Source organism: Rhizobium sp. LCM 4573, from assembly GCF_001854865.1.
Classification (GTDB): Bacteria; Pseudomonadota; Alphaproteobacteria; order Rhizobiales; family Rhizobiaceae; genus Neorhizobium.
On sequence record NZ_MDDW01000026.1, the window covers coordinates 154,123 to 177,538 of the forward strand.

Here is a 23,416-nt window from a genome sequence, read left to right on the forward strand (position 1 = left end):
TCTTCAGAAAATTATTATTGACAATAACCTCGCTCGCGTGGAACCATTGCACACGCTTGCAAAAAGCGGGTGATGTGGAGGCGTCACCACATATGGGAGGATCATCATGCGCCTGGCTATACTGGCAGGGGCCGCGTTGGCGGTTGGCCTGACCTCGAATGCACCGGCAGCTCGGGCCGCCGAAGAGCTCAACCTCATCTGTTCCGCCGACGTGGTAATCTGCGAGCTGATGCAGGGCATGTTCCAGAAGGAAACCGGAATCCAGGTCAACATGGTGCGCCTGTCCTCCGGTGAAACCTATGCGAAAGTCCGCGCCGAGGCGCGCAATCCCAAAACCGATATCTGGTGGGCCGGGACGGGCGATCCGCATCTGCAGGCCGCTTCCGAAGGCCTGACGCAGGAATACAAATCGCCCCTCCTCGACGAGCTTCAGGACTGGGCGAAGAAGCAGGCCGAAAGCTCGGCCTATCGGACGGTCGGCGTCTATGCCGGTGCGCTCGGCTGGGGCTACAATACCGAACTCTTCAAGTCCAAGAACCTCAAGGAACCGAAATGCTGGGCCGATCTGCTCGATCCCTCCTACAAGGRCGAGATCCAGATGGCCAATCCGAATTCCTCGGGAACGGCCTATACTGCGCTCGCCACGCTCGTGCAGATCATGGGCGAGGACCAGGCCTTCGACTACCTGAAGAAGCTGAACGCCAATATTTCCCAATATACGAAATCGGGCTCCGCGCCGGTGAAGGCCGCCGCGCGCGGCGAAACGGCTATCGGCGTGGTCTTCATGCATGATGCCGTCGCACAGACGGTCGAGGGCTTCCCGGTCAAGTCCGTGGCGCCATGCGAAGGCACCGGTTACGAGATCGGCTCCATGTCGATCGTCAAGGGCGCACGCAACCTGGAAAATGCAAAGAAGTGGTACGACTGGGCGCTCAGAGCCGATGTACAGTCGCACATGAAGGAGGCGAAATCCTTCCAGCTTCCCTCCAACAAGAGCGCCGAAGTGCCCAAGGAAGCCCCCAAGTTCGAAGAGATCAAGCTGATCGACTACGATTTCGCGACCTATGGCGATCCCGACACCCGCAAGAGACTGCTCGAGCGTTGGGATAGCGAAATCGGGGCTAATGCCAATTAACGAGGGGGGCGTAAGTGCCGGGTCCCTCCACAGAGGGGCCCGGTAAACCTGATGCAGTTCAGCTCCGACGAGGTCGCGGCCGCCATGTCCAATCGCAATCGCAGACTCGATCTCGCTTTGGCATTCGGTGCCGCGGCGATGATCCTGCTGCCGTGGTATCGGATAGAACGGGGCTTTTTCTCCTTTTCCTGGATTGCGGACTTCCTGACCGACGCCGCCTCGGCCCCGGCGGTGGTGCAAATCTTCGGGCACGGCCGCTGGTGGCTGCTTGCAGCCGTCTTCGCACTCATGCTTGCAGCGCTGGCGCGTTTCGTGGCCGATCCCGAACGGCGCAGCAGGCTGCTCGTCTCAGCCGGCGCGATCGGCATCGGCTTTCTTGCCCTTCAGGGCCTTGCGATCGGTCTTGCGGGCTGGACCTGGAGCATCAGCGAGGCGATCTTCGGACCTTTGAGGGATGGCCAGCCTTCCATGGGAGCCGGCGCCGTCCTCCTGGCAGTGATATTCGTGCTGATCCTGTCCTTCGGCCTCGCAGAACGCGGTGTCATGAAGGGCGATGCTTTCGTCACCGCGACCATCTCGCTTCTGATCTTCCTCGTCACCGTGTTCGTCTTCTATCCGATCGCCAGCATGTTCATCGGCGCCTTCCAGGATTTCGACGGCTCAGTGAACTTCTCGGGCTTCACCCGTAATTTCCTCGATCCGTCGATCTGGAGCCTCGATTGCCTTGCCGGCGGGGCGCGTTGCGGCGTTGCATGGCGCACGCTCTGGCTGGCGATCATGACGGCGTCGGCCTCCACCCTGCTCGGCCTTGCTTTCGCGCTCGTCGCTACCCGCACGTGCTTTCCCTTCAAGAAGGGCCTCCGTCTGCTGACCATCCTGCCGATCATCACGCCGCCCTTCGTCATCGGCCTTGCGCTGACGCTGCTGTTCGGCCGCGCAGGTGTCGTCACCCAGGGACTTTCCAGCCTCTTCGGCATCGAACCCAGCCGCTGGCTCTATGGGCTGACCGGCATCTGGATCGCCCAGGTGCTTTCCTTCACACCAATTTCCTTCCTGGTCCTGATCGGCGTGGTGGAAGGTGTCAGTCCATCGATGGAGGAAGCCTCACAGACGCTGAGGGCGAACCGCTGGCGCACCTTCTGGCGCGTTTCCCTGCCCTTGATGAAACCTGGGCTGGCCAATGCCTTCCTGATCGGCTTCATCGAGAGCATGGCTGATTTCGGCAATCCGCTCGTGCTCGGCGGCAGCCATGGTGTGCTCTCCACCGAGATATTCTTCGCCGTCGTCGGCTCCCAGAACGATCCTGCACGGGCCGCCGTGCTTGCCATGATCCTGCTTGCGTTCACGCTCTCGGCCTTCCTGGCGCAGAGGCTCTGGCTGGCGGGCAAGAACTTTGCCACCGTCACCGGAAAAGGCGACAGCGGCGCGAACATTGCGCTGCCTCGCCCGCTCTCCGTCGCAGTTCATGCGGTAGTGATCCCCTGGATGATCTTCACGCTGGTGGTCTACGGCATGATCCTGGTCGGCGGCTTCGTAAAGACCTGGGGCCTCGACAACAYGCTCACCTTCGATCATTACGCCCGCGCCTTCTCGGTGACGATGCGCGATGGTGGCATCGCCTGGACAGGTGTCGCCTGGAATTCCTTCTGGACCACGATGAAGATCGCGCTGATCGCCGCGCCGCTGACCGCGGCAGTCGGACTTGCGACGGCCTATATCATCGTTCGGCAGCGCTTCGCCGGCCGTGAGCTTTTCGAATTCGCGCTGATGATGAGTTTCGCCGTTCCCGGAACGGTCATCGGTATCAGCTATATCATGGCCTTCAATCTGCCGCCGCTCGAAATGACCGGCACCGCGCTCATCCTCGTGGCCTGCTTCGTCTTCCGCAACATGCCGGTCGGCGTACGCGGCGGGATCGCGGCGATGAGCCAGCTCGACCGGTCTCTCGACGAAGCCTCCATGACCCTCAAGGCGACGAGCTTCCGGACGATCCGGAAGGTCATCCTGCCCCTGCTCAGGCCGGCTATCACRGCAGCGCTCGTCTATTCCTTCGTGCGGGCCATCACCTCGGTCAGCGCGGTCGTCTTCCTCGTCAGCGCCCAGTATAACATGGCGACCTCCTATATCGTCGGGCTGGTCGAAAACGGTGAATACGGGGTTGCGATCGCCTATTCCTCCATGCTGATCGTCGTGATGATCGCGGTCATAGCCGGTTTTCAGCTTCTGGTGGGCGAGCGCCGCTTGAGGCGCGAGCACCGTGTGGCCGGCCTTGCTCGTCCGAATGCGCCCGCCCTCACGCAGGAGAAAGCCGCATGATCGAAAAATCCGGCTCCGTCGTTTTTCAGAACGTCCGCAAGATGTTCGGCGCGTTCACCGCCATTCACGATCTTTCATTGACGGTGGAACCGGGCACGCTGGTGACGCTGCTTGGTCCGTCCGGCTGCGGGAAGACGACCACGCTTCGCATGCTCGCGGGCCTGGAACACCCGACATCCGGCCGCATCTTCATCGGCGGCAAGGACGTGACGATGCTACCCGCCAATGAGCGGGACGTTTCGATGGTTTTCCAATCCTATGCCCTCTTCCCGCACATGAACTCGCTCGAAAACGTCGCCTATGGGCTGGAATCCTCTGGTCTTGGCCGCAGGCAAGCCCGGCAGAAGGCCGAGCATGGCCTGGAACTGGTCGGGCTTGCGGGCATGGGCGAGCGGCTGCCTTCCGAGCTTTCGGGCGGCCAGCAGCAGCGCGTGGCCGTGGCGCGTGCGCTCGTGCTCGAACCGCAGGTCCTTCTATTGGACGAGCCGCTTTCCAATCTCGACGCCCGATTGCGCCGCCGCGTGCGCACGGAAATCCGTGAACTGCAGCAACGCCTGCAGTTCACAGCCGTCTACGTCACCCATGATCAGGACGAGGCCCTTGCGGTCTCCGACCACATCGTCGTGATGAAGGACGGCAACATCGCCCAGCAAGGCGGGCCGAGGGATCTCTACGAGGCGCCGGCCTCCGCCTTCATCGCCGACTTCATCGGCGAGGCCAATGTAGTGCCCTGCGAGATCGTGGGCGTGGACGGCGCGGAGGCGACGATCCGCATCGCAGGCTTGAAGCACAAGGTACCCTCGCGCGGCGCAAGGCCCGGCCGTGGCAAGCTCGCCGTGCGTCCCAATTCGATCACCCTTGAACCCGCCGAAAGCGCCCTATTTGCCGGCCGCATCAGCCATGCGGCCTATCTCGGCGACCATATCGAATACGAAGCGGAAACGGACGACGGCAGGCTTTTCATCGTCGACCATTCCGTGGAGCGACCGCTTGCGCCCGGCACGCAGGTGGCGATCGGACTTAGGAACCGCGGCATCGCGATCATAACGGAATAGGCACATGCTTGAGATCACCGAACGGCCCACCAAGGACGTAAACGAACATATCGCCGAACGCCACCGCCTAGCGCAGGAAACCGCCATTGAGGCGGGACGGGTCGCGCTCGAATATTTTCGCAACCGCGAAAGCCTCGTAGTCGAGACGAAAAACAACCCGCAAGATCTTGTTTCCATTGCAGATCGCGAGGTCGAAAACCTCATCCGCGCGCGGATTGCGGCCGTGCTGCCCGAGGACGGTTTCCTGGGCGAAGAGACCGGCCTGGTCAACGGCAGCTCCGGCTATACCTGGGTGGTCGATCCGATCGACGGAACGAGCCCCTTCATCAGCGGCATGCCCAACTGGTGCGTCTCGATCGCCGTCCTTCATGAAAACAGGCCGGTGGTCGGGGTTATCTACGTGCCCTGCTATGACGAACTCTACTCGGGTGCATCCGGCCTCGGCGCAACGCTGAACGGCAAACGGCTGACGCTCGACGCCTCGAAAAACATCCGAAATGCGGTGACCGGGATCGGCGCCAACCATCATGTCCGCCCCGATGTCGTCGGCAAGATGGTCAAGGACCTCTTGGAAGGCGGAGGCAATTTCGTCCGGATCGGATCGGGAGCGCTGACGCTCGCCTATGTCGCCGCCGGCCGGCTGGTCGGCTATTATGAGCCTCATATGCACGCCTGGGATTGTTTGGCCGGCTATTGCCTCGTGCAGGAAGCCGGCGGTTGGCACCTGCCCTTTCCCGTGGAGGGGGACGGGCTGACGACCGGCTCGAAGGTGCTTGCGGCCGGTCCCGGCGCGGTCATCGATCTCCAGCGGCTCGCAGGCATCTGAGAGGCGCCGCGGGGAAAACAAAGGAATACCGCCGCCTCGAAGGCTGCGGTCATGTTCATGGAAAGGGAGGAACAATGTCCATGAAAGTCATTCTCGCATCGGCAATCGCCGCAACGACCTCGCTCCTGATGGCGTCCAGCGCCATGGCGGTGACGGAAATCCAATGGTGGCACGCCATGACCGGCGCCAACAACGAAGTGGTCGACACGCTCTCCAAGGAATTCAACGAGAGCCAGTCCGAATACAAGATCGTACCGGTCTTCAAGGGCACCTATCCGGAAACGCTGAATTCAGGTATCGCCGCATTCCGCGCCAAGCAGCCACCGCACATCATCCAGGTCTTCGACGTGGGCACCGGTGTCATGATGGCCGCCCAGGGTGCGATCGTGCCGGTGGCGGATGTGCTCGAAAAGGGCGGCTACACTTTCGACAAATCGCAATACCTGGCCGGTATCGTCGCTTACTACTCGAAGCCGGACGGCACCATGCTGTCCTTCCCCTATAATTCCTCGTCGCCGATCCTCTATTACAACAAGGATATCTTCCAGAAGGCGGGCCTTGATGCCGCCAATCCACCGAAGACCTGGCCGGAGGTTTTCGAAGCGGCGCGCAAGATCAAGACGAGCGGTGCAGCACCCTGCGGCTTCACCTCCACCTGGCTGACCTGGATCCAGACGGAGAACTTCGCGGCATGGAACAACGTCGCCTACGCCAATCATGAAAATGGGCTCGGCGATACCGATGTCGAGCTCGCCTTCAACTCCGAGCCCTTCGTCAAGCACTTCCAATCCATCGCCGATCTCGCCAAGGATGGCGTCTTCCGCTACGGCGGACGCACATCCGAGGCCAAGCAGCTCTTCCTGTCGAGCGAGTGCGGCATTCTGACCGAATCCTCAGGGGGGCTCGGCGATGTGGTTAAGAGCGGCATCAATTACGGCATCGGCCAGCTCCCCTATTACGAAGGCGAAGGCCGGCCGCAGAACACGATCCCCGGTGGGGCGAGCCTCTGGGTCTTCGGCGGAAAGAGCGACGCGGAATACAAGGGCGTCGCGGAGTTCTTCAACTTCCTCTCGCAGACCGATATCCAGGCGCGGCTTCACCAGGTTTCCGGCTATCTGCCGGTCACCATGGCGGCCTATGAGGAGACTAAGAAGTCCGGCTTCTACGAGAAAAACCCCGGTCGCGAAACGCCGATCCAGCAGATGATGGGCAAGGCGCCGACCGAGAACTCCAAGGGCGTGCGCCTCATCAACCTGCCGCAGGTCCGCGACATCATGAACGAAGAGTACGAAGCCATGCTCGCCGGTCAGCAGGACGCCAAGGCCGCTCTCGACAAGGCGGTCGAGCGCGGCAATGCGGCCATCCAGCAGGCGCTCGGCAACTGACATGATCCGTGGCCGCCCGCGCTTTCCCGCGGGCGGCTTCCCCTTACATTCGAAGGAGACCGGATGCAGAGCGTCGTCTTTCCCAACAAGATCCTGCCCTATCTGCTGGTCGCGCCGCAGATCATCCTCACCGTGATCTTCTTTTTCTGGCCCGCCAGCCAGGCGCTCTACCAATCCGCCATGCGGGAGGACCCTTTCGGCCTGCAGAGCACCTTCGTCGGGCTCGCCAATTTCAGCGCCATCCTCACGGATGCCAATTACCTGCACTCGTTGCGGGTCACCGTCATCTTCAGCCTGTTGACGGCGCTCATCTCCATGGCCCTTGCCCTGCTTCTGGCCACCGCCGCCGACCTCGTCGTTAGAGGGCGTGGGCTCTACCGCACCATGATGATCATTCCCTATGCGGTCGCGCCTGCTGTCGCCGGCATGCTGTGGCTCTTCATGTTCAATCCGGCAATGGGCACGCTTGCCTATATCCTGAGGCGTAACGGCATCGCCTGGGACCCTCTGCTTGACGGAAATCAGGCTATGGCGCTCGTCGTGCTTGCCGCTGCCTGGAAGCAGATTAGCTACAATTTTCTGTTCTTTGTCGCTGGTTTACAAGCAATCCCTAAATCATTGCTTGAAGCCGCGGCAATCGACGGCGCGCGCGGCAGCCGGCGCTTCTGGACGATCGTCTTTCCGCTGCTTGCGCCGACCACGTTCTTCCTGCTGGTAGTCAACACCGTCTACGCCTTCTTCGACACTTTCGGCATCATTCACGCCGTGACCGGCGGGGGTCCGGCGAAAGCGACCGAAACGCTCGTCTACAAGGTCTATAACGACGGCTTCGTAAACCTCAATCTCGGCTCCTCGGCAGCTCAGTCCGTCATCCTGATGGTCATCGTCATTCTGCTGACGGCCTTCCAGTTCCGCTTCGTTGAGCGGCGCGTGCATTACGGGTGAGGTAACATGATCGAAAACCGACCGCTTGCCACGCTCTTCGGGCATCTGATGCTGGTCATCGGCATCATCATCGTGGCCTTCCCGATCTACTACACTTTCATCGCCTCGACGACGACCTCGATCGGGATCATCCGTCCGCCGATGTCACTGCTTCCCGGCGGCCATCTCCTCGAAAACTATCGTGAGGCGATGTCGGGCGGTGTCGAGCGGGTGGTCGGCGTCAGCCTGGAGCGGCTGCTGTTCAACAGTTTCGTGGTGGCGCTGGCGATCGCGATCGGCAAGATCGTCATCTCGTTTCTCTCCGCCTTCGCCATCGTCTTCTTCCGCTTTCCCTTCCGCATGGGCTTCTTCTGGATGATCTTCATCACGCTCATGCTGCCGGTCGAAGTGCGCATACTGCCCACTTACAAGGTGATCGTCGATCTCGGGCTTCTCAACACCTATGCGGGCCTCACATTACCGCTCATGGCATCCGCGACCGCGACCTTCCTGTTCCGCCAGTTCTTCCTGACGATCCCCGGCGAAATGGTGGAGGCCGCGCGCATCGATAATGCCGGTCCGTTCCGCTTTATGCGGGATATCCTGCTGCCGCTCTCGACGACCAATATCGCGGCGCTCTTCGTCATCCTGTTCATCTACGGCTGGACCCAATATCTCTGGCCGCTGCTCGTCACCGACCAGGCCCAGATGAACACGATCATCATCGGCTTGAGGCGTATGGTCGATTTCACCGACGCCTCGACCCCCTGGAACTACGTCATGGTCACGGCGATCCTGGCGATCATTCCTCCCGTCATCGTCGTGGTGCTGATGCAGCGCTGGTTCGTCAAAGGTTTGGTGGAGACCGAGAAGTAATGGCAGAAATTGAACTGAAGGATGTCCGCAAGGTCTATGGCGGCGGGGTCGAAGCCATCAAGGGCGTCTCGCTCGACATCGAGGACGGCGAAATGATCGTTCTCGTCGGCCCCTCCGGCTGCGGAAAATCCACGCTGCTTCGCATGGTGGCGGGGCTCGAGAGCATCACTTCCGGCGAGATCCTGATTTCCGGCAAGGTCATCAACGGGCTGGAGCCGGCGGAGCGCGATATCGCCATGGTGTTTCAGAACTATGCGCTCTATCCGCACATGACGGTTCGCCAGAACCTCGCTTATGGCCTGAAGAACCGCAACACACCTAAAGAGGAGATCGATCGGCGCATCACCGAGGCTGCACGCGCTCTGGAGATCGAGCCCTTCCTGGAGCGCAGGCCGCGCCAGCTTTCCGGCGGGCAGCGTCAGCGCGTGGCCATGGGCCGGGCGATCGTGCGCAAACCGGCAGCCTTCCTGTTCGACGAACCGCTCTCCAATCTCGACGCCAAGCTGAGGGTTCAGATGCGCGTCGAAATCCGCCGGCTGCAACGCTCGCTCGGGACCACCTCGATCTACGTCACGCACGACCAGATGGAGGCCATGACGCTCGCCGACCGGCTGGTGGTGCTGAACGGCGGGCGGATCGAACAGGTCGGCACACCGATCGAGCTTTACGAGAAACCCGCAACCACCTTCGTCGCCACCTTCATCGGCTCGCCGTCGATGAACCTGATGGAGCTTCGCGAGGGCAATGGCTGGTCCGGCGAAGCAGGACTTCCCTTGGGAACCGCGACCATCGGCATCCGTCCGGAAGATATCACCATTGCCGGCGCGGCCGTTCCCGGCGCATTCCGCGCCGAGGTGCAGGTCGCAGCGGTGGAACTGGTAGGCGCCGAAAGCTATGTCCATGGCAGCATGCCGGATGGGCACACCATCGTCTTCCGCGTGCCCGGACGTTCGAGCATCCAGATCGGCGAGATCGTCACGCTTTCCGCGGAACCGCGCAATTTCCACCTTTTCGACAGGGCCGGAACTCGCGTGCAAAGCCGGTAAGCTTCTCTAACCGGCTTTGCGGCCAACCCGCTGATCGAAAGGCGAGACCGCTGCGCGGATGAACTCCACGAGTTTCTGGGAAGCGAGCGACGGCGGCCGCCCACTCGGCGTCAGCAGCCAGACATCCATGAAGGTCTCCGGCAGAAGCGCCCTGCGCACGAGGCGATCTTCCGCATAGTCGAGGCCGACAAAAGGCGGCACGATGGAGATGCCAACGCCATTGGCGACGAGGCTGCAGGCCGTCTCCGACAGCGGCACCTCGATGCGGTTACGCTTCTGCACGCCCTTGAGCTGAAAGGCGCGGTCGATAGTCATGAGAGAGCAGTCGTCGCGGGCGAGCGAGATGAAGGGTACGTTGCGCAGATCGTCGATCTCAATCACCTGACGCTTGGCAAGCGGATGGCTCACCGGCAGGATGCACACCATGCTGAAACGCATGATGACCTGCGAACTGACATTCGGATGATCGAAGGGCAGCACGCTCAACCCGATATCGATCTGGCCGGCGGCGACGAGTTCTCCGATCCGCGGAGACGTGCGGCTTTGCAGCGTGAAATGGATATCCGGTTGCTCCTTCAAAAAAGGTGAGAGCGCCTGCGAGAGATAGCGCGTGGCAAGCGCCGGCGGCGCGGCGATCGTCACCTCTCCCCATTCCCGATTGCGGACGGCTTCCGCAAGCCGTGCTATCCGCTTCGTGCCGGAGAACATGCGCTCCACCTCGACTGCCAGCATGCGCGCCTCCAGCGTCGGCACAAGCCGGCCGCCGCTGCGTGTGAAAAGCTGGAAACCGCACGCTTCGGAGAAGCTGCGCAACAGCTTGCTGACAGCGGGCTGCGATATACCGAGCTTCTCGCCCGCCAACGTCACCGATCCTGCCTCGATCGTCGCGTGAAATGCCTCGAGCTGCCTGATGTTCATTGTCGCGTGAGGCCTTTCGATGCACCGGAACCAACATGAGTTCTGGTTATAATGATTGGATAACAAGCTATTTGACAATCATATTGTCGAGGCGCTTTATCATGCAAGCTATGTCGGTTTCTCGCACGGGACCGGCAACATGCGGAAACGGAACAAGCCACCGAAGAAGGGCCCGTCTCCAGTTCACATCATCTGCGGGGCACATCTGTCCGGCGGGCGGTCTTAAGTGGGACCGGCTGAAGCAAAATCATGTCAAGGCGGCACCAAGCGGCCGGTGGAACAAAAGGGAACGAAGACATATGAAGAAGACACTCGGCTTATGCATGCTGGCTCTCGTGGCGGCGGCGCCCGCGAAGGCAGCGGTTCTTTCCGTCTGCATCGAAGGATCGCCGGAGGTCTTCAATCCCCAGCTTACCAGCAACGGTACCACCTCTTACGTGCTCGGCCAGATCTATGACGGCCTCGTCTCGGTGAAGGCCGGCTCGTCGGACATCCAACCGGCTCTTGCCGAGAGCTGGACCGTGTCCGATGACGGCCGTACCTATACGTTCAAGCTTCGCCGGGGCGTGAAATGGCAGTCAGGCGAAAAGTTCACGCCGACACGGGATTTCAACGCCGACGACGTGATGTTCACCTTCGAGCGGATGATGAAGCCGGATCATCCGTATGCAAAGGTGAACGGCGGCAACTTCATCACCTTTAGCACGAAGCTCGCCGATACACTGGAATCCGTCGAGAAGATCGACGACCATACGGTGGCCTTCACGCTGAAGAAGCCACTTGCACCCTTCATCGGCATCATGGCTCACCAGTCGCTGGCAATCACCTCAGCGGAATATGCCGATGCGCTCTCCAAGGCCGGGACGCCGGAACTCCTCGATCGCGAGCCGATCGGCACCGGGCCGTTCCGGCTCGAAGCTTACCAGCAGGATGCCGCCATCCGCCTTGCGCCGTTCGAGGCGACCTGGGGTGCGGCGATCAATGATCCCGCCCGCACACCGATGCTCGATGCGGTGATCCTGGCCATTAGCGCCGATGCGTCGGTACGCCTGCAACGCGCCATGGCTGGCGAATGCCAGATCGCGCTCTATCCCAATCTCGCCGATCGGCAGATGATCGAGGAAAGCCCGAACCTCGATCTCGTCCAGACACCGGTCGCCTCGACTGGCTTCATCACCTTCAATTTCCGGGAGGAGAAATTCAAGGACAAGCGAGTCCGTGAGGCGCTGGCGCATGCCATCAACATGAAGCCGCTGGTCGATCTCGTCTATGACGGCATGGGAACCGTGACGGGTGCGGTCATTCCGCCTTCGCTCTGGGGCCATGATAAGGATCTCGGCGCCCACGAATACAATCCGGAACTGGCCAAGAAGCTGCTTGCCGAAGCCGGATTTCCCGACGGATTCTCTACTGAGCTATGGGCCGTCCCCGTGTCCCGTCCCTACATGCCGAACGGCCGCCGCGCCGCCGAAATGATCCAGGCGGATTGGGCAAAGATCGGCGTGACGGCCGAAGTCGTCTCCTATGAATGGGGCGAATACATCACCCGCGCCCGGGCGGGCGAAGCGCAAGTCGGCATGTTCGGCGGCATCTACGATTTCCCGGATCCGAGCCAGATTCCGAACAACTATTTCACCTGCGACTCCTCCGGCAAGCCGAGTCCATCCAATATCGGCGCATGGTGCGACCCGGAATTCATCGGCCTGATGAACGAGGCGGGCGCCGTCACTGATCAGGCCAAGCGCATCGAGCTCTACAAGAAGGCGCAGGAAGAGCTTCATGCCGAAGTACCCGCCGTGATCCTCGGTGGCGCCGATACGATCACGGCCGTCGCCAAGAACGTCAAAGGCTATGTGCCGGCGATCTTCGGCACCAGCCGTCTTTCGGGCGTTACTGTCGAATGACCTGGATGCCGGCGTTATCAGCCGGCATCTCTCCGGCCTTGCCAATCTCATGTTGAAATGCAGGAAATTGAAATGCGTGTCTTGATTATCGGTGCCGGCATCCTCGGCGCCAGCGCCGCCTACCATCTGGCCCGCCAGGGCGTGGATGTTGAAATCGTCGACGAAGCCCATCAGGGCAAGGCCACCATGGCCGGTGCCGGGATCGTCTGCCCCTGGGCCACCAAGGCCGACGATCCGGACTGGTACTATATGTATGCCTCGGGCGCCCGTTTCTACGACAGCCTCATCGAAGGACTGAAGACGAAGGGTGAGACGGACCTCGGCTACGGCAAGGTCGGAGCCCTTGTTGTTGCCGAAGACCGGTTTGAATTCCACGCCGCCGCAGAGAGGGTCGCAAGGCGCGTGCAGGAAGCTCCCGAGGCGGGTGAAGTCCGCCATCTGACGCCCACGCAGGCCCGCGCGCTTTTCCCGCCGCTGCGGGGCGATCTGGATGCGATCCATATTCCGGGAGCCGCCCGCGTCGATGCCCGGCTGCTTTCCGCCGCCATGGTGCGCGCCGCCGTCGCCATGGGCGCAAAATTCCGTAGCGACTACGTGACGCTGAAGCTCGAAGGCAATCGCGCCCGCTGCCTCGACAGCAACGGTCTAGTGATCGAAGCCGACGAGATCATCGTTGCAGCGGGCGCCTGGGCCTCGCAGATCCTGCGGCCACTCGGCCTTTCCCATCCCGTCGTGCCGCAGAAAGGGCAGATCATCCACTTGCGCCTGCCGGGCGTGGCAACCGCCAAATGGCCGGTCGTGCTGCCCATGAGCAGCCATTACATGCTGGCTTTCGACGACTCCCGCGTGGTGATCGGTGCCACCCGCGAGACCAATTCGGGCTTCGACTACCGCGTGACCGCCGCGGGCGAGCATGAGGTTCTCAGCGCCGGCCTTAACATCGCGCCCGGTCTGGCCAATGCAACGCTGATCGAAACCCGCATCGGCTTCCGCCCTGCCGGCGAAACCATGAACCCGATCCTCGGCCGCGTACCCGGCATCGCAAACCTGACGCTCGGCAATGGCCTTGGCGCCGGCGGGCTGACGATCGGACCATTCGCGGGCAGCCAGCTCGCCAAGCTCGTAACCGGTCAGGCGACGGATATCCCGATCGAGAAATATGCCCCGCAGGGGCGCTGCTGATCCCGGACCGGCAAAACTCCAACCCCGACCTGCCGCGTGCGTGCGGCCGGCCCCCTCCCCCCTTGTCAAAGGAATTTATGATGATCAAGCGTCACCGCAAGCACCGCATCATGCATGGCGTCGTCGAACATAACGGCGTGCTCTATCTCGGCGGACATGCCGCCAACGATATCTCGCTCGGCATGAAGGAGCAGACCCTTCAGACCTGCGCCAAGCTCGACGAGGTGCTCGCCGAATGCGGTTCCGACAAGAAGAATATCCTTTCGGCTCGCATCTATCTTTCCGACATGTCGCGCAAGGAAGAGATGAACGAGGCCTGGCTTGAATGGATTGACGGTGACGACCTGCCGTCGCGCGCAACGATCGGCGTTGCCGATCTTGGCGATCCGCGCCGCCTCATCGAGATCGTACTGATCGCCGCGAAGAAATAGCCACTAGTTTTCAAGGGCGGATCTTTATCCGCCCGTTCGCTTTCAGCCGATAAGGGAACGGACATGACCGAGACGAACCGGATCGATGATCGTTACGCAGCCACCGAGAAATATACGACCTTGCGCGGCATCTACAGGGATGCCCAACGCCGCCTCTCCGAGATCGACTGGAACTATCTATCCTGCGGCACGGGCGACGAGGTAACGCTGAAGGAAAACACCTCGGTTTTCGACAATATCCGCTTCGAAGTCCCGCTCTTTGCCGGCATCGACAATCCCGACACACGCACGAAAGTGCTCGGTTTCGACTTGAGCTTTCCCGCCTTCATCGCGCCCTTTGGGGGTGGGGAGAAAGTGTTCCATCCGGAAGGACATCTGGCGATCGGCCGCGCTGCCGCGGCTGCAGGCATTCAGCAGATGGTGCCGGTCGCGGCCGGCCATTCGCTGGAAGACGTGGCCCAAGCCTCGCCCGTCGCTTCGATCTTTCAGATGACCTTTGTCGGCGATGAAGGTGCGGTACTCGACATGATGGAGCGCGCCAAAGCCGCCGGCTACAAATACATCTGCGTCACCTATTCGCCGATCCGCCAGTGGCGCGAACGCATGATGGAGGACCGCTTCACCATTCGGGGCGAATCCAGCCCCTCTAACTTCGGCCCGGGCAAATCGGATCCTGCAGCCCTGCATGAGCTTCTCGATTTCACGCAGCCGCGCTGGACTTGGGCGCAGGCCGCAGCCGTCATCAAGAAGGCGCCGCTTCCCTGCATCGTCAAGGGCGTGTCGAGCGTGCGCGACGCCAAAGCTTCGCTCGATGCCGGAGCCGCGGGTCTTTATGTCTCGAATTATGGCGGCCGCACGATCGACCGCACGCCACCGGCATTGGAGACATTGCCCGCAATCCGTGAAGCGGTCGGTACGGACGTACCGATCATATTCGATTCAGGCATCCGGCGCGGCAGCGATATCGCCGCCGCGATCGCACTCGGCGCCGATGCCGTCGCCCTTGGCCGGATCATCGCCTACGGGCTCGCAGCCGACGGAGAAGCCGGCGTGCGGCGGACCCTGGAGCTGCTGCAGCGGGAGTTCTGGACCACGCTCGGCCATCTCGGCTGTTCGAGGGTCGACGAACTGACCCGCGAAGTCATCGCCTCCGGCAGATAGTCGCGTGGGACGGTGAATGGCAGCCGGCTCGCTGGTTAAAGGGCGATACCACTCTCCCTGTCGAAGACATGCACCTGCTCGGCGGCGATGCTGGCCTGGAAGCGGGCGCCATAGCGGGCGGGATATTCACCGTCAACAACCGCCGTCACGGCCTGGCCGGCGAGATCGAAGACTACATGCGTCTGGGCCCCCGTGGGCTCGACCAGAAGCGTCTGGCCCGCGAGCGCGGCTCCGCCCGCACCGGGGTTCAGATGTTCCGGACGCAGGCCGATCTTGATCCGCTGGCCGGGCTTCACCTTGCGATCGGTGGAGATGCGGACAGCCGTCCCGTCACCGAGTCGCGCGGCGGGTTCTCCGCCATCGGCCTCCACGGTGCCGTCCAGGATGTTCATCGCCGGCGAGCCGATGAAGGCGGCCACGAAGAGATTGGCCGGTTTGCGGTAAAGCTCGATCGGTGTGCCCTGCTGCTCCACCCTGCCCTGGTTGAGCACCACCACGCGATCGGCGAGCGTCATCGCCTCTATCTGGTCGTGGGTCACATAGATCGAAGTCGTCTTGACCTTCTGGTGCAGCGTCTTGATCTCGGAGCGCATCTGCACGCGCAGTTTGGCGTCGAGGTTCGAAAGCGGCTCGTCGAACAGGAAAACCGCCGGGTTGCGAACGATCGCGCGGCCCATGGCGACGCGCTGCCGCTGGCCGCCGGATAGCTGCGCCGGCTTGCGGTCGAGGAGGTCGGTCAGGTCCAGCATGCGAGCGGCTTCGGCCACGCGCTGCGCAATCACCGGCTTGGGTTCGCCGGAAAGCCTCAGATTGAAGCCCATGTTTTCGGCGACCGTCATGTGGGGATAAAGAGCATAGGACTGGAAGACCATGGCGATGTTGCGCTCGCGGGGCGTCAACTCGTTCACCACCTTGCCGCCGATCGAGACGTCGCCATCGGTGATCTCCTCAAGCCCCGCGATCATTCTTAGAAGCGTCGATTTTCCGCAGCCGGAGGGACCGACCAGAGCGATGAATTCCCCGTCCTCGATCGATAGCGAGACGCCATGGATGACCCCGAGCGAGCCGTAGGACTTCTTGATGTTCGACAATGTGACGGATGCCATTGGCTGCTCCAATCTGCGGGGATCAGGATTTGACGGCGCCGGCGGTCAACCCGGCGATGATATGCTTTTGTGCCAGGAAGAAGACGATGATCGTCGGCAGGATGGTGACCGTTATGAAGGCGAGAACCAGCTGCCATTCCGTGCCGAACTCGCCGCGATAGACCATGATGCCGAGCGGCCACGGATACATGGTCTCCGAATTCAGCATGATCAGCGGCAGTATGTAGCTGTTCCAGCTCGAGACGAATGAAACGATGCCGACGGTTGCGATGATCGGGCGCGACAGCGGCAGCGAGACATGCCAGAAGAAACGGATATAGCCGCAGCCATCCACGAAGGCCGCCTGGAACAGCTCTTCGGGAAGATTGCGGAAGTAGTTCCGGAAGAGCAGGATGCTCATTCCGAGACCGAAGGCGACCTGCGGCAGGACGACACCCCAATAGGTGTTGAGGAGCCCGAGATCGCGGATGCGGATAAAGAGCGGCAGGATGGCGGTTGCCGCCGGGAACATCAGCCCGATCAGGAAATAGTTAAGAAGGAAGTTGGAGCCGAAGAAGCGGACATGAGCGAACGTGAATGCCGCCATAGCCGAGACGGAGATCGTCAGGGTCACCGTCAGGACGGCGATGATCAGCGAGTTCATCATCTGCCGCCAGTAGCGTTCCCCGAACAGGATATCGGTATAGTTCGACCATTGCCAATCCACCGGCAGGCCGAAGGGATTGGTGCGCAGGTCGCCCAGGGTCTTGAAGCCTCCCAGCGCGGTGGTGAGCAGCGGGACGACGACGACCGCCGCGATGATGATGAGCGACACGTAGAGATAGATCTTCGTGCCCGTGCTCATTCGAATGGACGAGGACATCTCAGTCATGGCGCATGAATATCCGTTTGTAACTGAAGGCGAGCGTCACGCAGATCACGAAAAGGACGACGCCGACCGCGCTGCCAAGACCGACCTGCATTCGGGTGACGCCGAAATTATAAAGGAAGGTCACCATGGTCTGGGTCGAGTTGAACGGGCCGCCGCCTGTCAGCGGCATGATCATGTCGAAAAGCTGCAGCGAGCCGACCACGGCGAAGAAGACCGAAAGCCGCAGTGTCGAGCTTAGCAGCGGCAAGGTCACGAAGCGGAACTTCTGCCAGCCCGTGGCGCCGTCGATCTCGGCCGCTTCCAGCACGCTTCTGTCGAGCGACTGCAGCCCGGCAATGAACAGCATCATGTGAAAGCCGAAATATTTCCACACGATGACCGCCAGAACCGCATAGATCGCCAGGTCCTTATCGGCCAGCACATAGGGCGTTTCGACGCCGAGAAGGCCGGCAATCGCCGCGAACAGGCCGTAGTCGCCGTCATAGACGAAGCGCCAGATCAGGCCTGCGGCGACATCGGCCAGCACATAGGGCAGAAAGAAGATCAACCGGAAGAACACCACGCCCTTGATCCGCGTCGCCAGCATCGTCGCGAGCCAGAGCGCGAGCGGAATCTGGAAGACCAGCGAGACCACGATGATCAGGAAATTGTTCTTGAGGGCCGTCAGGAACGCGCTGTTCTTGAACAGAACCTCGAAGTTTCTCAAGCCGACGAACTGCGTGGGCAGGCCATAACCGTCCCATCGATAGAGGCTGTAGAACGCCGCCTCGCCCATGGGCAGGATCACGAAGATCGTGAAGAGGAGCAATGCCGGCGGCAGGAACAGGACCAGCACCGGAAGCCGTCCGCGAACGGTGGGGCTTTTTCGCCGTGCAGAGGGCCTGGCCTCTGCGACCGGTCCGGCGGCCGTCGTTGCAGAAAAATTCGTCATCTTCGCTCCGGGTATCGGGATCGAGGAATGCTGATCGGCGGGCGTGGAAGCCCGCCGATCATAGGCATCACATCTATTCCAGCTCGATCGCTTCCTGGATCATCTGCGCGCCCTCTTCCGGCGACATCTGCCCCGACACGATGGCAACCGAAACGTCGTTCACCACGCGACCAACCGACGGACCGAGTTCCTGATCGAAGAAATTCTGATGCCATGTGGAGCGCGCAAGCTGTTCGGCGGACTGGTGCATGAGAGGGTCCGTCACGCTATCCTCGGCCCCGGCGACAGCCGGGAGGATCTGGCCGGCCTTGGCCATGAGCCGTTCGCTTTCCACACCTGTCAGATATGCCAGAAAATCGAGCGTTTCCGGCGGCGCCTTGGCGGTCACCGCCCAGCCGTTAATGCCTCCGAGCGTGTCCGTCGCGGCGCCGGCGCCATCCGCGACGATGGGAAACTCGAAACGGCCGATATTGTCGCTCGCCAGCCCCTTGCCGTCGCCGGCATTTTTCCGCTGATTGGCCTCCGTCGTATCGAACCCGAGGATCATGGCGGCCTTGCCGTCACCGAAGACGCCCAGCGCCTGCGGCCACGTGGAGCCCAGATAACCCTGCTGGAAAGGTTCCAGCTTGCCGAGTTCGGCAAGCTGCTCGCCGGCCTTGATCGCGGCCGGCGCCAGGAAGCCGTCGCCCTCGCCGGTCTTCATTTCATCGAAGCCCTGCTGTCCGGCATTGCGCATGACGAGATAGCTCCAGTAGAAATGGATCGGCCACTTCTCTCCGCCACCGCCTGCGATCGGCGTGATACCTGCATCCTTGAGCTTCTTGACCGCGCCCAGGAAATCGTCCCATGTCTTGATACCGGCGGCATCCACCCCCGCCTTGGCGAAGTTCTCCTTGTTGTAGAAGAAACTGACTGTGCTCATCTTGAAGGGCACGGCGCTCATCTTGCCATCGAAAGTCAGGCCTTTGACCGCCGCCGGATTATAGGTCTTCACCCAGGCGCCGCCATCTGCGTTCATCGCCTCCGTGATATCCTTCAAGGCACCGGTCGCCTGCTGCTGTTTTAGAACGCCGCCGCCCCAGCTATAGAAAAAGTCAGGCGCATCGCTCGATTGCAGCAGGGTCGGCAGCTTCGCCTTGAAAGCCTCGTTTTCGAGGAACTGCATCTCGATCTTCACGCCGGGATGYTCGGCCTGATATTTGTCGATGATGTCCTGCCAGACCTTCACGAAAGCCGGATTGGATTCGACGTGAAGCCATTTGACGACCGCATCGGCCGAGGCGGTAGAACTGAACGTCAGCGCGCTGATGGCAGCGGCCGACAAAAAGCGAAGCGCAATTCGATTGATGGTCAGCATAAGGTGCTCCTCCCCAGTTGCACTTATTTCTGTATCCGGAATAAATAAAAGCGTCACACGGCCCTTCCTGTCAATAGGGGCGACGGATAAAGCTCAGAATCGGCGGATTTCAAGTGCAACCATCAAAATTTTGGTTGCAAACGGCTCGAGATCGATCCTACAACATGGCAAATTTAATTTGCCTCACGAAATAAATCGCATCCGCGATGGGATCGTCAGGCATCGTGAGTGCCGATGAAGACTGCCGATCCGGAACTGATGCGTGCGATCAACCGCCTGAACGTGCTCGACACGATCCGGAGGCACGGACCGATCGCCCGCATCGAGATCAGTGAACGGACGGAACTATCCACCACCACGGTTTCGGCCATCACAGCCTCCCTGCTCGACGATGGCCTCATCCTTACGCGCCACGAAGGCGATATCCGCAACGAAGCGGTACGGGGACGACCGCGCGTCATGCTGGAGGTCAATCAGGATGCGGCGCGCGTCGTCGGCGCCAAGATCGCCGCCAGCCGGATGGTCTTCGTCGTCACCAATTTCCGCGGCGACGTACTGTCGAAACTGACGCTGCCCATCCGCATCGACCGCCAGCCGATCGGCGTCATCGCCGATCTAGTGGAGGACGGCGTGCGGCGCTGCGTAGTCGATGCGGGACTGTCGCTGGAAGACGTGGCAAGCGTCTGCCTCGGCCTGCCCGGCGTCATAGAGCACCGCACCGGCCATATCCGCAGCAGCCCGATCTTTCGGGACGTGAATGTTGATTTTGCGACGGAAATGTCGGCAAGATTGTCCACCTCGACGATTGTCGAGAGCGATGCGCATGCCATCACGCTCGCCCACCATTGGTTCGGCAAGGCCCGCGAGCTGGAGGACATGGTATTGATCTCGCTCGAGCAGACGCTCGGCCTCGGCGTGCTACACAACAACAAGCTCTTCCGCGGAGCGGGCGGGCTCAGCCACAATCTCGGTGATCTCGTGCTCGGCATGGGCCTCCAGGGCGTCGTGCGGCTCTCCAGCCAGGCCGGAGAAAGCGCGATCCTCGGGGATCAGCAGGCCGACGGGCGCTTTGCCGAAGCGATCCGGCTTGGCCGGGGCATGAGCCGCGCCCAGGCCCTGATCGAAGCCGATGACAACCGGCTGATCGAGGCCGCCAAACGCGCGGGCGAGGCGGTAGGCTTGACGATCGCCAATATCGTTACGCTGTTTGCGCCGCCGCGCGTCATTCTCGTCGGCTCCTCGCTCGCGCTTGGCGAGCCTTTTCTGAACAGTCTTCGCGAGGCCTATGCTCTCGCCATTCCGCCTTCCTTGAAAGGTGTCAGCGAACTCGTCTTCGACGATTCGGCCGACGATTTCTGGGCCCAGGGCGCTGCCGCGGTCGCGCTCTACGAGCTTTACGAGTCGCCATGGAGCACGACGGGGCCTGCACTTTAAAGATCACTCACCGGGAGAATTTCATGGAGAAGGTTGGTATCGGCATCATCGGGTGCGGCAATATTTCAGGTGCCTATCTGAAGGCGATGTCCTCGTTCCCGATCCTCGATATTCGTGGCGTGGCCGATCTCAATCGCGAACTCGCCGAGGCCAAAGCAGCTGAATTCAACCTTGCCGCCAGAAGCGTCGAGGACCTTCTCGCCGACCCGAGGGTCGAGATCATCGTCAATCTCACCGTTCCGAAGGCCCATGTCGCGGTTGCTCTTCAGGCACTCGACGCGGGCAAGCACACCTATTCCGAAAAGCCGCTCGGTATCAATTTCGYGGAAGGGAAAAAACTGGCCGACGCAGCCAGGAGCAAAGGGCTTCGCATCGGAGCCGCTCCCGATACCTTCCTCGGCGGCGGCCATCAGACCGCCCGCGCCTTGCTCGATGAGGGCGTCATCGGGCTACCGGTCGGCGGCACCGCCACTTTCATGTGCCCCGGACATGAGCGATGGCACCCGAACCCGGCCTTCTACTACGAGATCGGCGGGGGCCCCATGCTGGACATGGGTCCCTATTACATTACCGATCTGGTGAACCTGCTGGGGCCGGTCTCGAAGGTCGTTGGATTTGCGACCACGCCGCGCCAGGAACGCATCATTACCAGCGAGCCCCGCAATGGTGAGCGGATTCCAGTGCACGTGCCGACCCATGTCGCAGGAGTGATGGCCTTTGCGAATGGTGCGGTCGTTCAGATCGGCATGAGCTTCGACGTTGCCGGACACAAGCACGTGCCGCTCGAGGTCTATGGAACCGAGGGCACGCTCATCGTTCCCGATCCGAACCGCTTCGGCGGCGCGGTCGAATATCTGAAGAAGGGCGGCCAGTTCGAGGAACTACCCGTGACGCTACCCTATGCAGAAGGCAATTTCCGCTCGCTTGGCGTGGCGGACATGGCGCACGCGATCCGCTCGAACCGCCCTCACCGGGCCAATGGCGATCTCGCCCTGCATGTTCTCGAGGTCATGGAGGCCTTCCATCTCGCGTCGGAATCCGGCCGGGTCGTCGAGATTACCACTGCAACTGAGCGCCCTGCTGCATTGTCCCAGTCGCTCGTCGACGGGCAGTTGGCAAATTGAAATTGTTGAGGAGGAAACCATGCGGGAAGCATTGATCGTCTGGGGCGGCTGGAGCGGCCACGAACCGCAGGAATGCGCGGCAATCATCAAGAACATGCTCGAGGAAGATGGGTTCAAGGTCTATCTTGAGCACGGTACCGAAGCCCTTGCCGACCCGTCGGTTCACGATCTGAGCCTGATCGTGCCGATCATGACCATGTCCAAAATAGAGAAGGAAGAGGTGAAGAATCTGGCGGCCGCGGTCGAAGGCGGCGTTGGCATCGCCGGCTATCACGGCGGCGCGGGAGACGCATTCCGCGAATCCGTCGACTACCAGTTCATCATCGGCGGCCAGTGGGTCGCCCATCCCGGCAATATCATCGACTATACGGTCAACGTGACCCGCCCGGACGACCCTATCATGGAAGGCATCACGGATTTTCTCTATACGTCCGAGCAATATTACATGCACGTCGATCCCTCCAACGAGGTGCTGGCGACGACCACCTTTACCGGCGAACATGCCTATTGGATCGATGGCGTGGTCATGCCGGTCGCCTGGAAGCGGAAATACGGGAAGGGCCGCGTCTTCTATTCCTCCCTCGGCCATCAGGCGAAGGAATTCGACGTTCCGCAGATGAAGACCATTTTCCGCCGCGGCGCCAATTGGGCCGCGCGCTAGATCAACCTCCATTGGCTCGCATTTGCGATGAATCGATTGCCGGCGAAAGCCGGCGATTCTTCTTTTATTGAGCCGAGGTCTGCGGGGGCAGGAACGGAGTACCTATGATCCTGATCGGCCGATCGATCAAAGGTCTGTCCGCCGTTATGCTGGCCGTCGCCTCCGTCGATACCTCGTCTTCGTCCAACTCCGGGCGGCTTTCCGGCACGGGCACGGAAACGTCTTCCATGTTCTCGGACATCATCTCGGCCATCTGCAGCTCATAGATGCGGTCGACATAGCGGTTCCAATCGCATTTCTGGAAATTTTCCTGGCTGCGGTACCAGAAGGCTCGCGGGAGATCCTTGTAGCTCGTCCTGCTGCTGATCGAGACCATCTGGTCCGTCTCGAGATCGGAACCTTCCAGGACATAGACATCCATCGCCTGATCCTCGCAGATATACTGGCACTGACGCAAGATGGCTTCCGCCGCATCGCTGCTGACGAATTGGGAATTCGGCGCAGGGAATAAATAGCCGTCGGAAAGGCGGACGCAATAAAGCATGGCCTTGCCGGGCTTAACGACGCCGGCGTATTTCTTGGACACTGATCTCTGTTGCTCCCGCGACGATTGCGGTGACTGCACGGCCTTTGATGTCCTCGCCGATGCCGCCGCCTGGGCCGATTGCTGTCGCCKGGATTGCTGTCGGGCCGAGGCGCGGCAATTTGCAGAATTCCCTCCGCGCGCGKCACTGAGCGCTGCTTCCACCCTGCGTCTCTGATTAGTGAGGTCG

The 23,416-nt window shown here is 61.2% G+C and carries 21 protein-coding genes; 15 read left to right on the forward strand and 6 right to left on the reverse strand.

Annotated elements, in window-relative coordinates; genetic code table 11:
- The first annotated feature begins 106 nt into the window (after positions 1-106).
- The 8 genes from LCM4573_RS19845 (at position 107) to LCM4573_RS19880 (ending at position 9,563) form a co-directional block, all read left to right on the forward strand.
- Entirely contained in the window at positions 107-1,135 is a 1,029-nt protein-coding gene (locus LCM4573_RS19845) for an ABC transporter substrate-binding protein (protein ID WP_071008104.1), read from the forward strand.
- A gap of 84 nt (positions 1,136-1,219) precedes the next feature.
- Entirely contained in the window at positions 1,220-3,451 is a 2,232-nt protein-coding gene (locus LCM4573_RS19850; protein WP_071008513.1) for an iron ABC transporter permease, read from the forward strand.
- The gene (locus LCM4573_RS19855; protein WP_071008105.1) at positions 3,448-4,506 is read left to right on the forward strand and encodes an ABC transporter ATP-binding protein; all 1,059 of its coding nucleotides are present in this window, start codon (positions 3,448-3,450) and stop codon (positions 4,504-4,506) included. The genes LCM4573_RS19850 and LCM4573_RS19855 overlap by 4 nt, the downstream gene beginning before the upstream one ends.
- A 4-nt stretch (positions 4,507-4,510) precedes the next feature.
- A complete protein-coding gene (locus tag LCM4573_RS19860; RefSeq protein WP_083347544.1) occupies positions 4,511-5,332 on the forward strand; it encodes an inositol monophosphatase family protein in 822 nt (273 codons plus the stop codon).
- 80 nt (positions 5,333-5,412) lie between these two features.
- A complete protein-coding gene (gene ugpB, locus LCM4573_RS19865; RefSeq protein ID WP_116285662.1) occupies positions 5,413-6,717 on the forward strand; it encodes a sn-glycerol-3-phosphate ABC transporter substrate-binding protein UgpB in 1,305 nt (434 codons plus the stop codon).
- A 63-nt stretch (positions 6,718-6,780) separates the two neighbouring features.
- Positions 6,781-7,662: a sn-glycerol-3-phosphate ABC transporter permease UgpA gene (gene ugpA, locus LCM4573_RS19870; RefSeq protein ID WP_071008107.1), complete on the forward strand. Its 882-nt coding sequence runs from the start codon at positions 6,781-6,783 to the stop codon at positions 7,660-7,662.
- A 6-nt stretch (positions 7,663-7,668) separates the two neighbouring features.
- A complete protein-coding gene (gene ugpE, locus LCM4573_RS19875) occupies positions 7,669-8,517 on the forward strand; it encodes a sn-glycerol-3-phosphate ABC transporter permease UgpE (protein WP_071008108.1) in 849 nt (282 codons plus the stop codon).
- Positions 8,517-9,563, forward strand: coding sequence for a sn-glycerol-3-phosphate import ATP-binding protein UgpC (locus tag LCM4573_RS19880; RefSeq protein WP_071008109.1), 1,047 nt, complete (start codon positions 8,517-8,519; stop codon positions 9,561-9,563). Before ugpE ends, LCM4573_RS19880 begins: the two co-directional genes overlap by 1 nt.
- 6 nt (positions 9,564-9,569) lie before the next feature.
- Here the strand turns inward: LCM4573_RS19880 and LCM4573_RS19885 are convergent, their stop codons facing one another.
- Positions 9,570-10,481, reverse strand: coding sequence for a LysR substrate-binding domain-containing protein (locus tag LCM4573_RS19885; protein ID WP_071008110.1), 912 nt, complete (start codon positions 10,479-10,481; stop codon positions 9,570-9,572).
- 299 nt (positions 10,482-10,780) lie between these two features.
- Between LCM4573_RS19885 and LCM4573_RS19890 the strand changes: the two genes are divergently transcribed.
- From LCM4573_RS19890 to LCM4573_RS19905, 4 genes are all read left to right on the forward strand, one after another.
- Positions 10,781-12,385, forward strand: a complete 1,605-nt coding sequence (locus LCM4573_RS19890; protein WP_071008111.1) for an ABC transporter substrate-binding protein — start codon at positions 10,781-10,783, stop codon at positions 12,383-12,385.
- A 72-nt stretch (positions 12,386-12,457) separates the two neighbouring features.
- Positions 12,458-13,567 (forward strand): FAD-binding oxidoreductase, encoded by a 1,110-nt coding sequence (locus LCM4573_RS19895; protein WP_071008112.1) that lies wholly within the window; start codon positions 12,458-12,460, stop codon positions 13,565-13,567.
- 80 nt (positions 13,568-13,647) lie between these two features.
- A complete protein-coding gene (locus LCM4573_RS19900; RefSeq protein WP_071008113.1) occupies positions 13,648-13,998 on the forward strand; it encodes a RidA family protein in 351 nt (116 codons plus the stop codon).
- 63 nt (positions 13,999-14,061) lie between these two features.
- Positions 14,062-15,159, forward strand: coding sequence for an alpha-hydroxy acid oxidase (locus LCM4573_RS19905; RefSeq protein WP_071008114.1), 1,098 nt, complete (start codon positions 14,062-14,064; stop codon positions 15,157-15,159).
- A gap of 35 nt (positions 15,160-15,194) precedes the next feature.
- On the opposite strand, the gene LCM4573_RS19910 is transcribed toward LCM4573_RS19905, so the two are convergent.
- From LCM4573_RS19910 to LCM4573_RS19925, 4 genes are all read right to left on the reverse strand, one after another.
- Positions 15,195-16,265, reverse strand: a complete 1,071-nt coding sequence (locus LCM4573_RS19910) for an ABC transporter ATP-binding protein (protein WP_071008115.1) — start codon at positions 16,263-16,265, stop codon at positions 15,195-15,197.
- 22 nt (positions 16,266-16,287) lie between these two features.
- On the reverse strand, positions 16,288-17,136 hold the full coding sequence (locus LCM4573_RS19915) for a carbohydrate ABC transporter permease (RefSeq protein ID WP_071008116.1): 849 nt from the start codon (positions 17,134-17,136) through the stop codon (positions 16,288-16,290).
- The gene (locus LCM4573_RS19920; RefSeq protein WP_071008117.1) at positions 17,129-18,067 is read right to left on the reverse strand and encodes a carbohydrate ABC transporter permease; all 939 of its coding nucleotides are present in this window, start codon (positions 18,065-18,067) and stop codon (positions 17,129-17,131) included. Before LCM4573_RS19920 ends, LCM4573_RS19915 begins: the two co-directional genes overlap by 8 nt.
- 73 nt (positions 18,068-18,140) lie before the next feature.
- Positions 18,141-19,424, reverse strand: a complete 1,284-nt coding sequence (locus LCM4573_RS19925) for an extracellular solute-binding protein (protein WP_071008118.1) — start codon at positions 19,422-19,424, stop codon at positions 18,141-18,143.
- 234 nt (positions 19,425-19,658) lie between these two features.
- On the opposite strand from LCM4573_RS19925, the gene LCM4573_RS19930 reads away from it, so the two are divergent.
- From LCM4573_RS19930 to LCM4573_RS19940, 3 genes are read left to right on the forward strand one after another with little or no spacing between them, the layout of a single operon-like run.
- Complete coding sequence (locus LCM4573_RS19930; RefSeq protein ID WP_071008119.1) at positions 19,659-20,858, forward strand: ROK family transcriptional regulator; 1,200 nt, start codon at positions 19,659-19,661, stop codon at positions 20,856-20,858.
- Positions 20,859-20,881: 23 nt separating this feature from the next.
- Positions 20,882-21,982, forward strand: coding sequence for a Gfo/Idh/MocA family protein (locus tag LCM4573_RS19935; protein ID WP_071008120.1), 1,101 nt, complete (start codon positions 20,882-20,884; stop codon positions 21,980-21,982).
- Positions 21,983-22,001: 19 nt separating this feature from the next.
- Positions 22,002-22,643: a ThuA domain-containing protein gene (locus tag LCM4573_RS19940; RefSeq protein ID WP_071008121.1), complete on the forward strand. Its 642-nt coding sequence runs from the start codon at positions 22,002-22,004 to the stop codon at positions 22,641-22,643.
- A 64-nt stretch (positions 22,644-22,707) separates the two neighbouring features.
- On the opposite strand, the gene LCM4573_RS19945 is transcribed toward LCM4573_RS19940, so the two are convergent.
- Positions 22,708-23,229 (reverse strand): DUF2865 domain-containing protein, encoded by a 522-nt coding sequence (locus tag LCM4573_RS19945; protein WP_071008122.1) that lies wholly within the window; start codon positions 23,227-23,229, stop codon positions 22,708-22,710.
- Positions 23,230-23,416: the final 187 nt, after the last annotated feature.

Excerpts from the sequence above, each read along its gene's own strand:
- LCM4573_RS19855 (WP_071008105.1), top strand. The coding sequence starts at position 3,448 with ATGATCGAAAAATCCGGCTCCGTCGTTTTTCAGAACGTCCGCAAGATG.
- LCM4573_RS19860 (WP_083347544.1), top strand. The coding sequence starts at position 4,511 with ATGCTTGAGATCACCGAACGGCCCACCAAGGACGTAAACGAACATATC.
- ugpB (WP_116285662.1), top strand. The coding sequence starts at position 5,413 with ATGAAAGTCATTCTCGCATCGGCAATCGCCGCAACGACCTCGCTCCTG.
- ugpA (WP_071008107.1), top strand. The coding sequence starts at position 6,781 with ATGCAGAGCGTCGTCTTTCCCAACAAGATCCTGCCCTATCTGCTGGTC.
- ugpE (WP_071008108.1), top strand. The coding sequence starts at position 7,669 with ATGATCGAAAACCGACCGCTTGCCACGCTCTTCGGGCATCTGATGCTG.
- LCM4573_RS19880 (WP_071008109.1), top strand. The coding sequence starts at position 8,517 with ATGGCAGAAATTGAACTGAAGGATGTCCGCAAGGTCTATGGCGGCGGG.
- LCM4573_RS19885 (WP_071008110.1), bottom strand. The coding sequence starts at position 10,481 with ATGAACATCAGGCAGCTCGAGGCATTTCACGCGACGATCGAGGCAGGA.
- LCM4573_RS19890 (WP_071008111.1), top strand. The coding sequence starts at position 10,781 with ATGAAGAAGACACTCGGCTTATGCATGCTGGCTCTCGTGGCGGCGGCG.
- LCM4573_RS19895 (WP_071008112.1), top strand. The coding sequence starts at position 12,458 with ATGCGTGTCTTGATTATCGGTGCCGGCATCCTCGGCGCCAGCGCCGCC.
- LCM4573_RS19900 (WP_071008113.1), top strand. The coding sequence starts at position 13,648 with ATGATCAAGCGTCACCGCAAGCACCGCATCATGCATGGCGTCGTCGAA.
- LCM4573_RS19905 (WP_071008114.1), top strand. The coding sequence starts at position 14,062 with ATGACCGAGACGAACCGGATCGATGATCGTTACGCAGCCACCGAGAAA.
- LCM4573_RS19910 (WP_071008115.1), bottom strand. The coding sequence starts at position 16,265 with ATGGCATCCGTCACATTGTCGAACATCAAGAAGTCCTACGGCTCGCTC.
- LCM4573_RS19915 (WP_071008116.1), bottom strand. The coding sequence starts at position 17,136 with ATGACTGAGATGTCCTCGTCCATTCGAATGAGCACGGGCACGAAGATC.
- LCM4573_RS19920 (WP_071008117.1), bottom strand. The coding sequence starts at position 18,067 with ATGACGAATTTTTCTGCAACGACGGCCGCCGGACCGGTCGCAGAGGCC.
- LCM4573_RS19930 (WP_071008119.1), top strand. The coding sequence starts at position 19,659 with ATGAAGACTGCCGATCCGGAACTGATGCGTGCGATCAACCGCCTGAAC.
- LCM4573_RS19940 (WP_071008121.1), top strand. The coding sequence starts at position 22,002 with ATGCGGGAAGCATTGATCGTCTGGGGCGGCTGGAGCGGCCACGAACCG.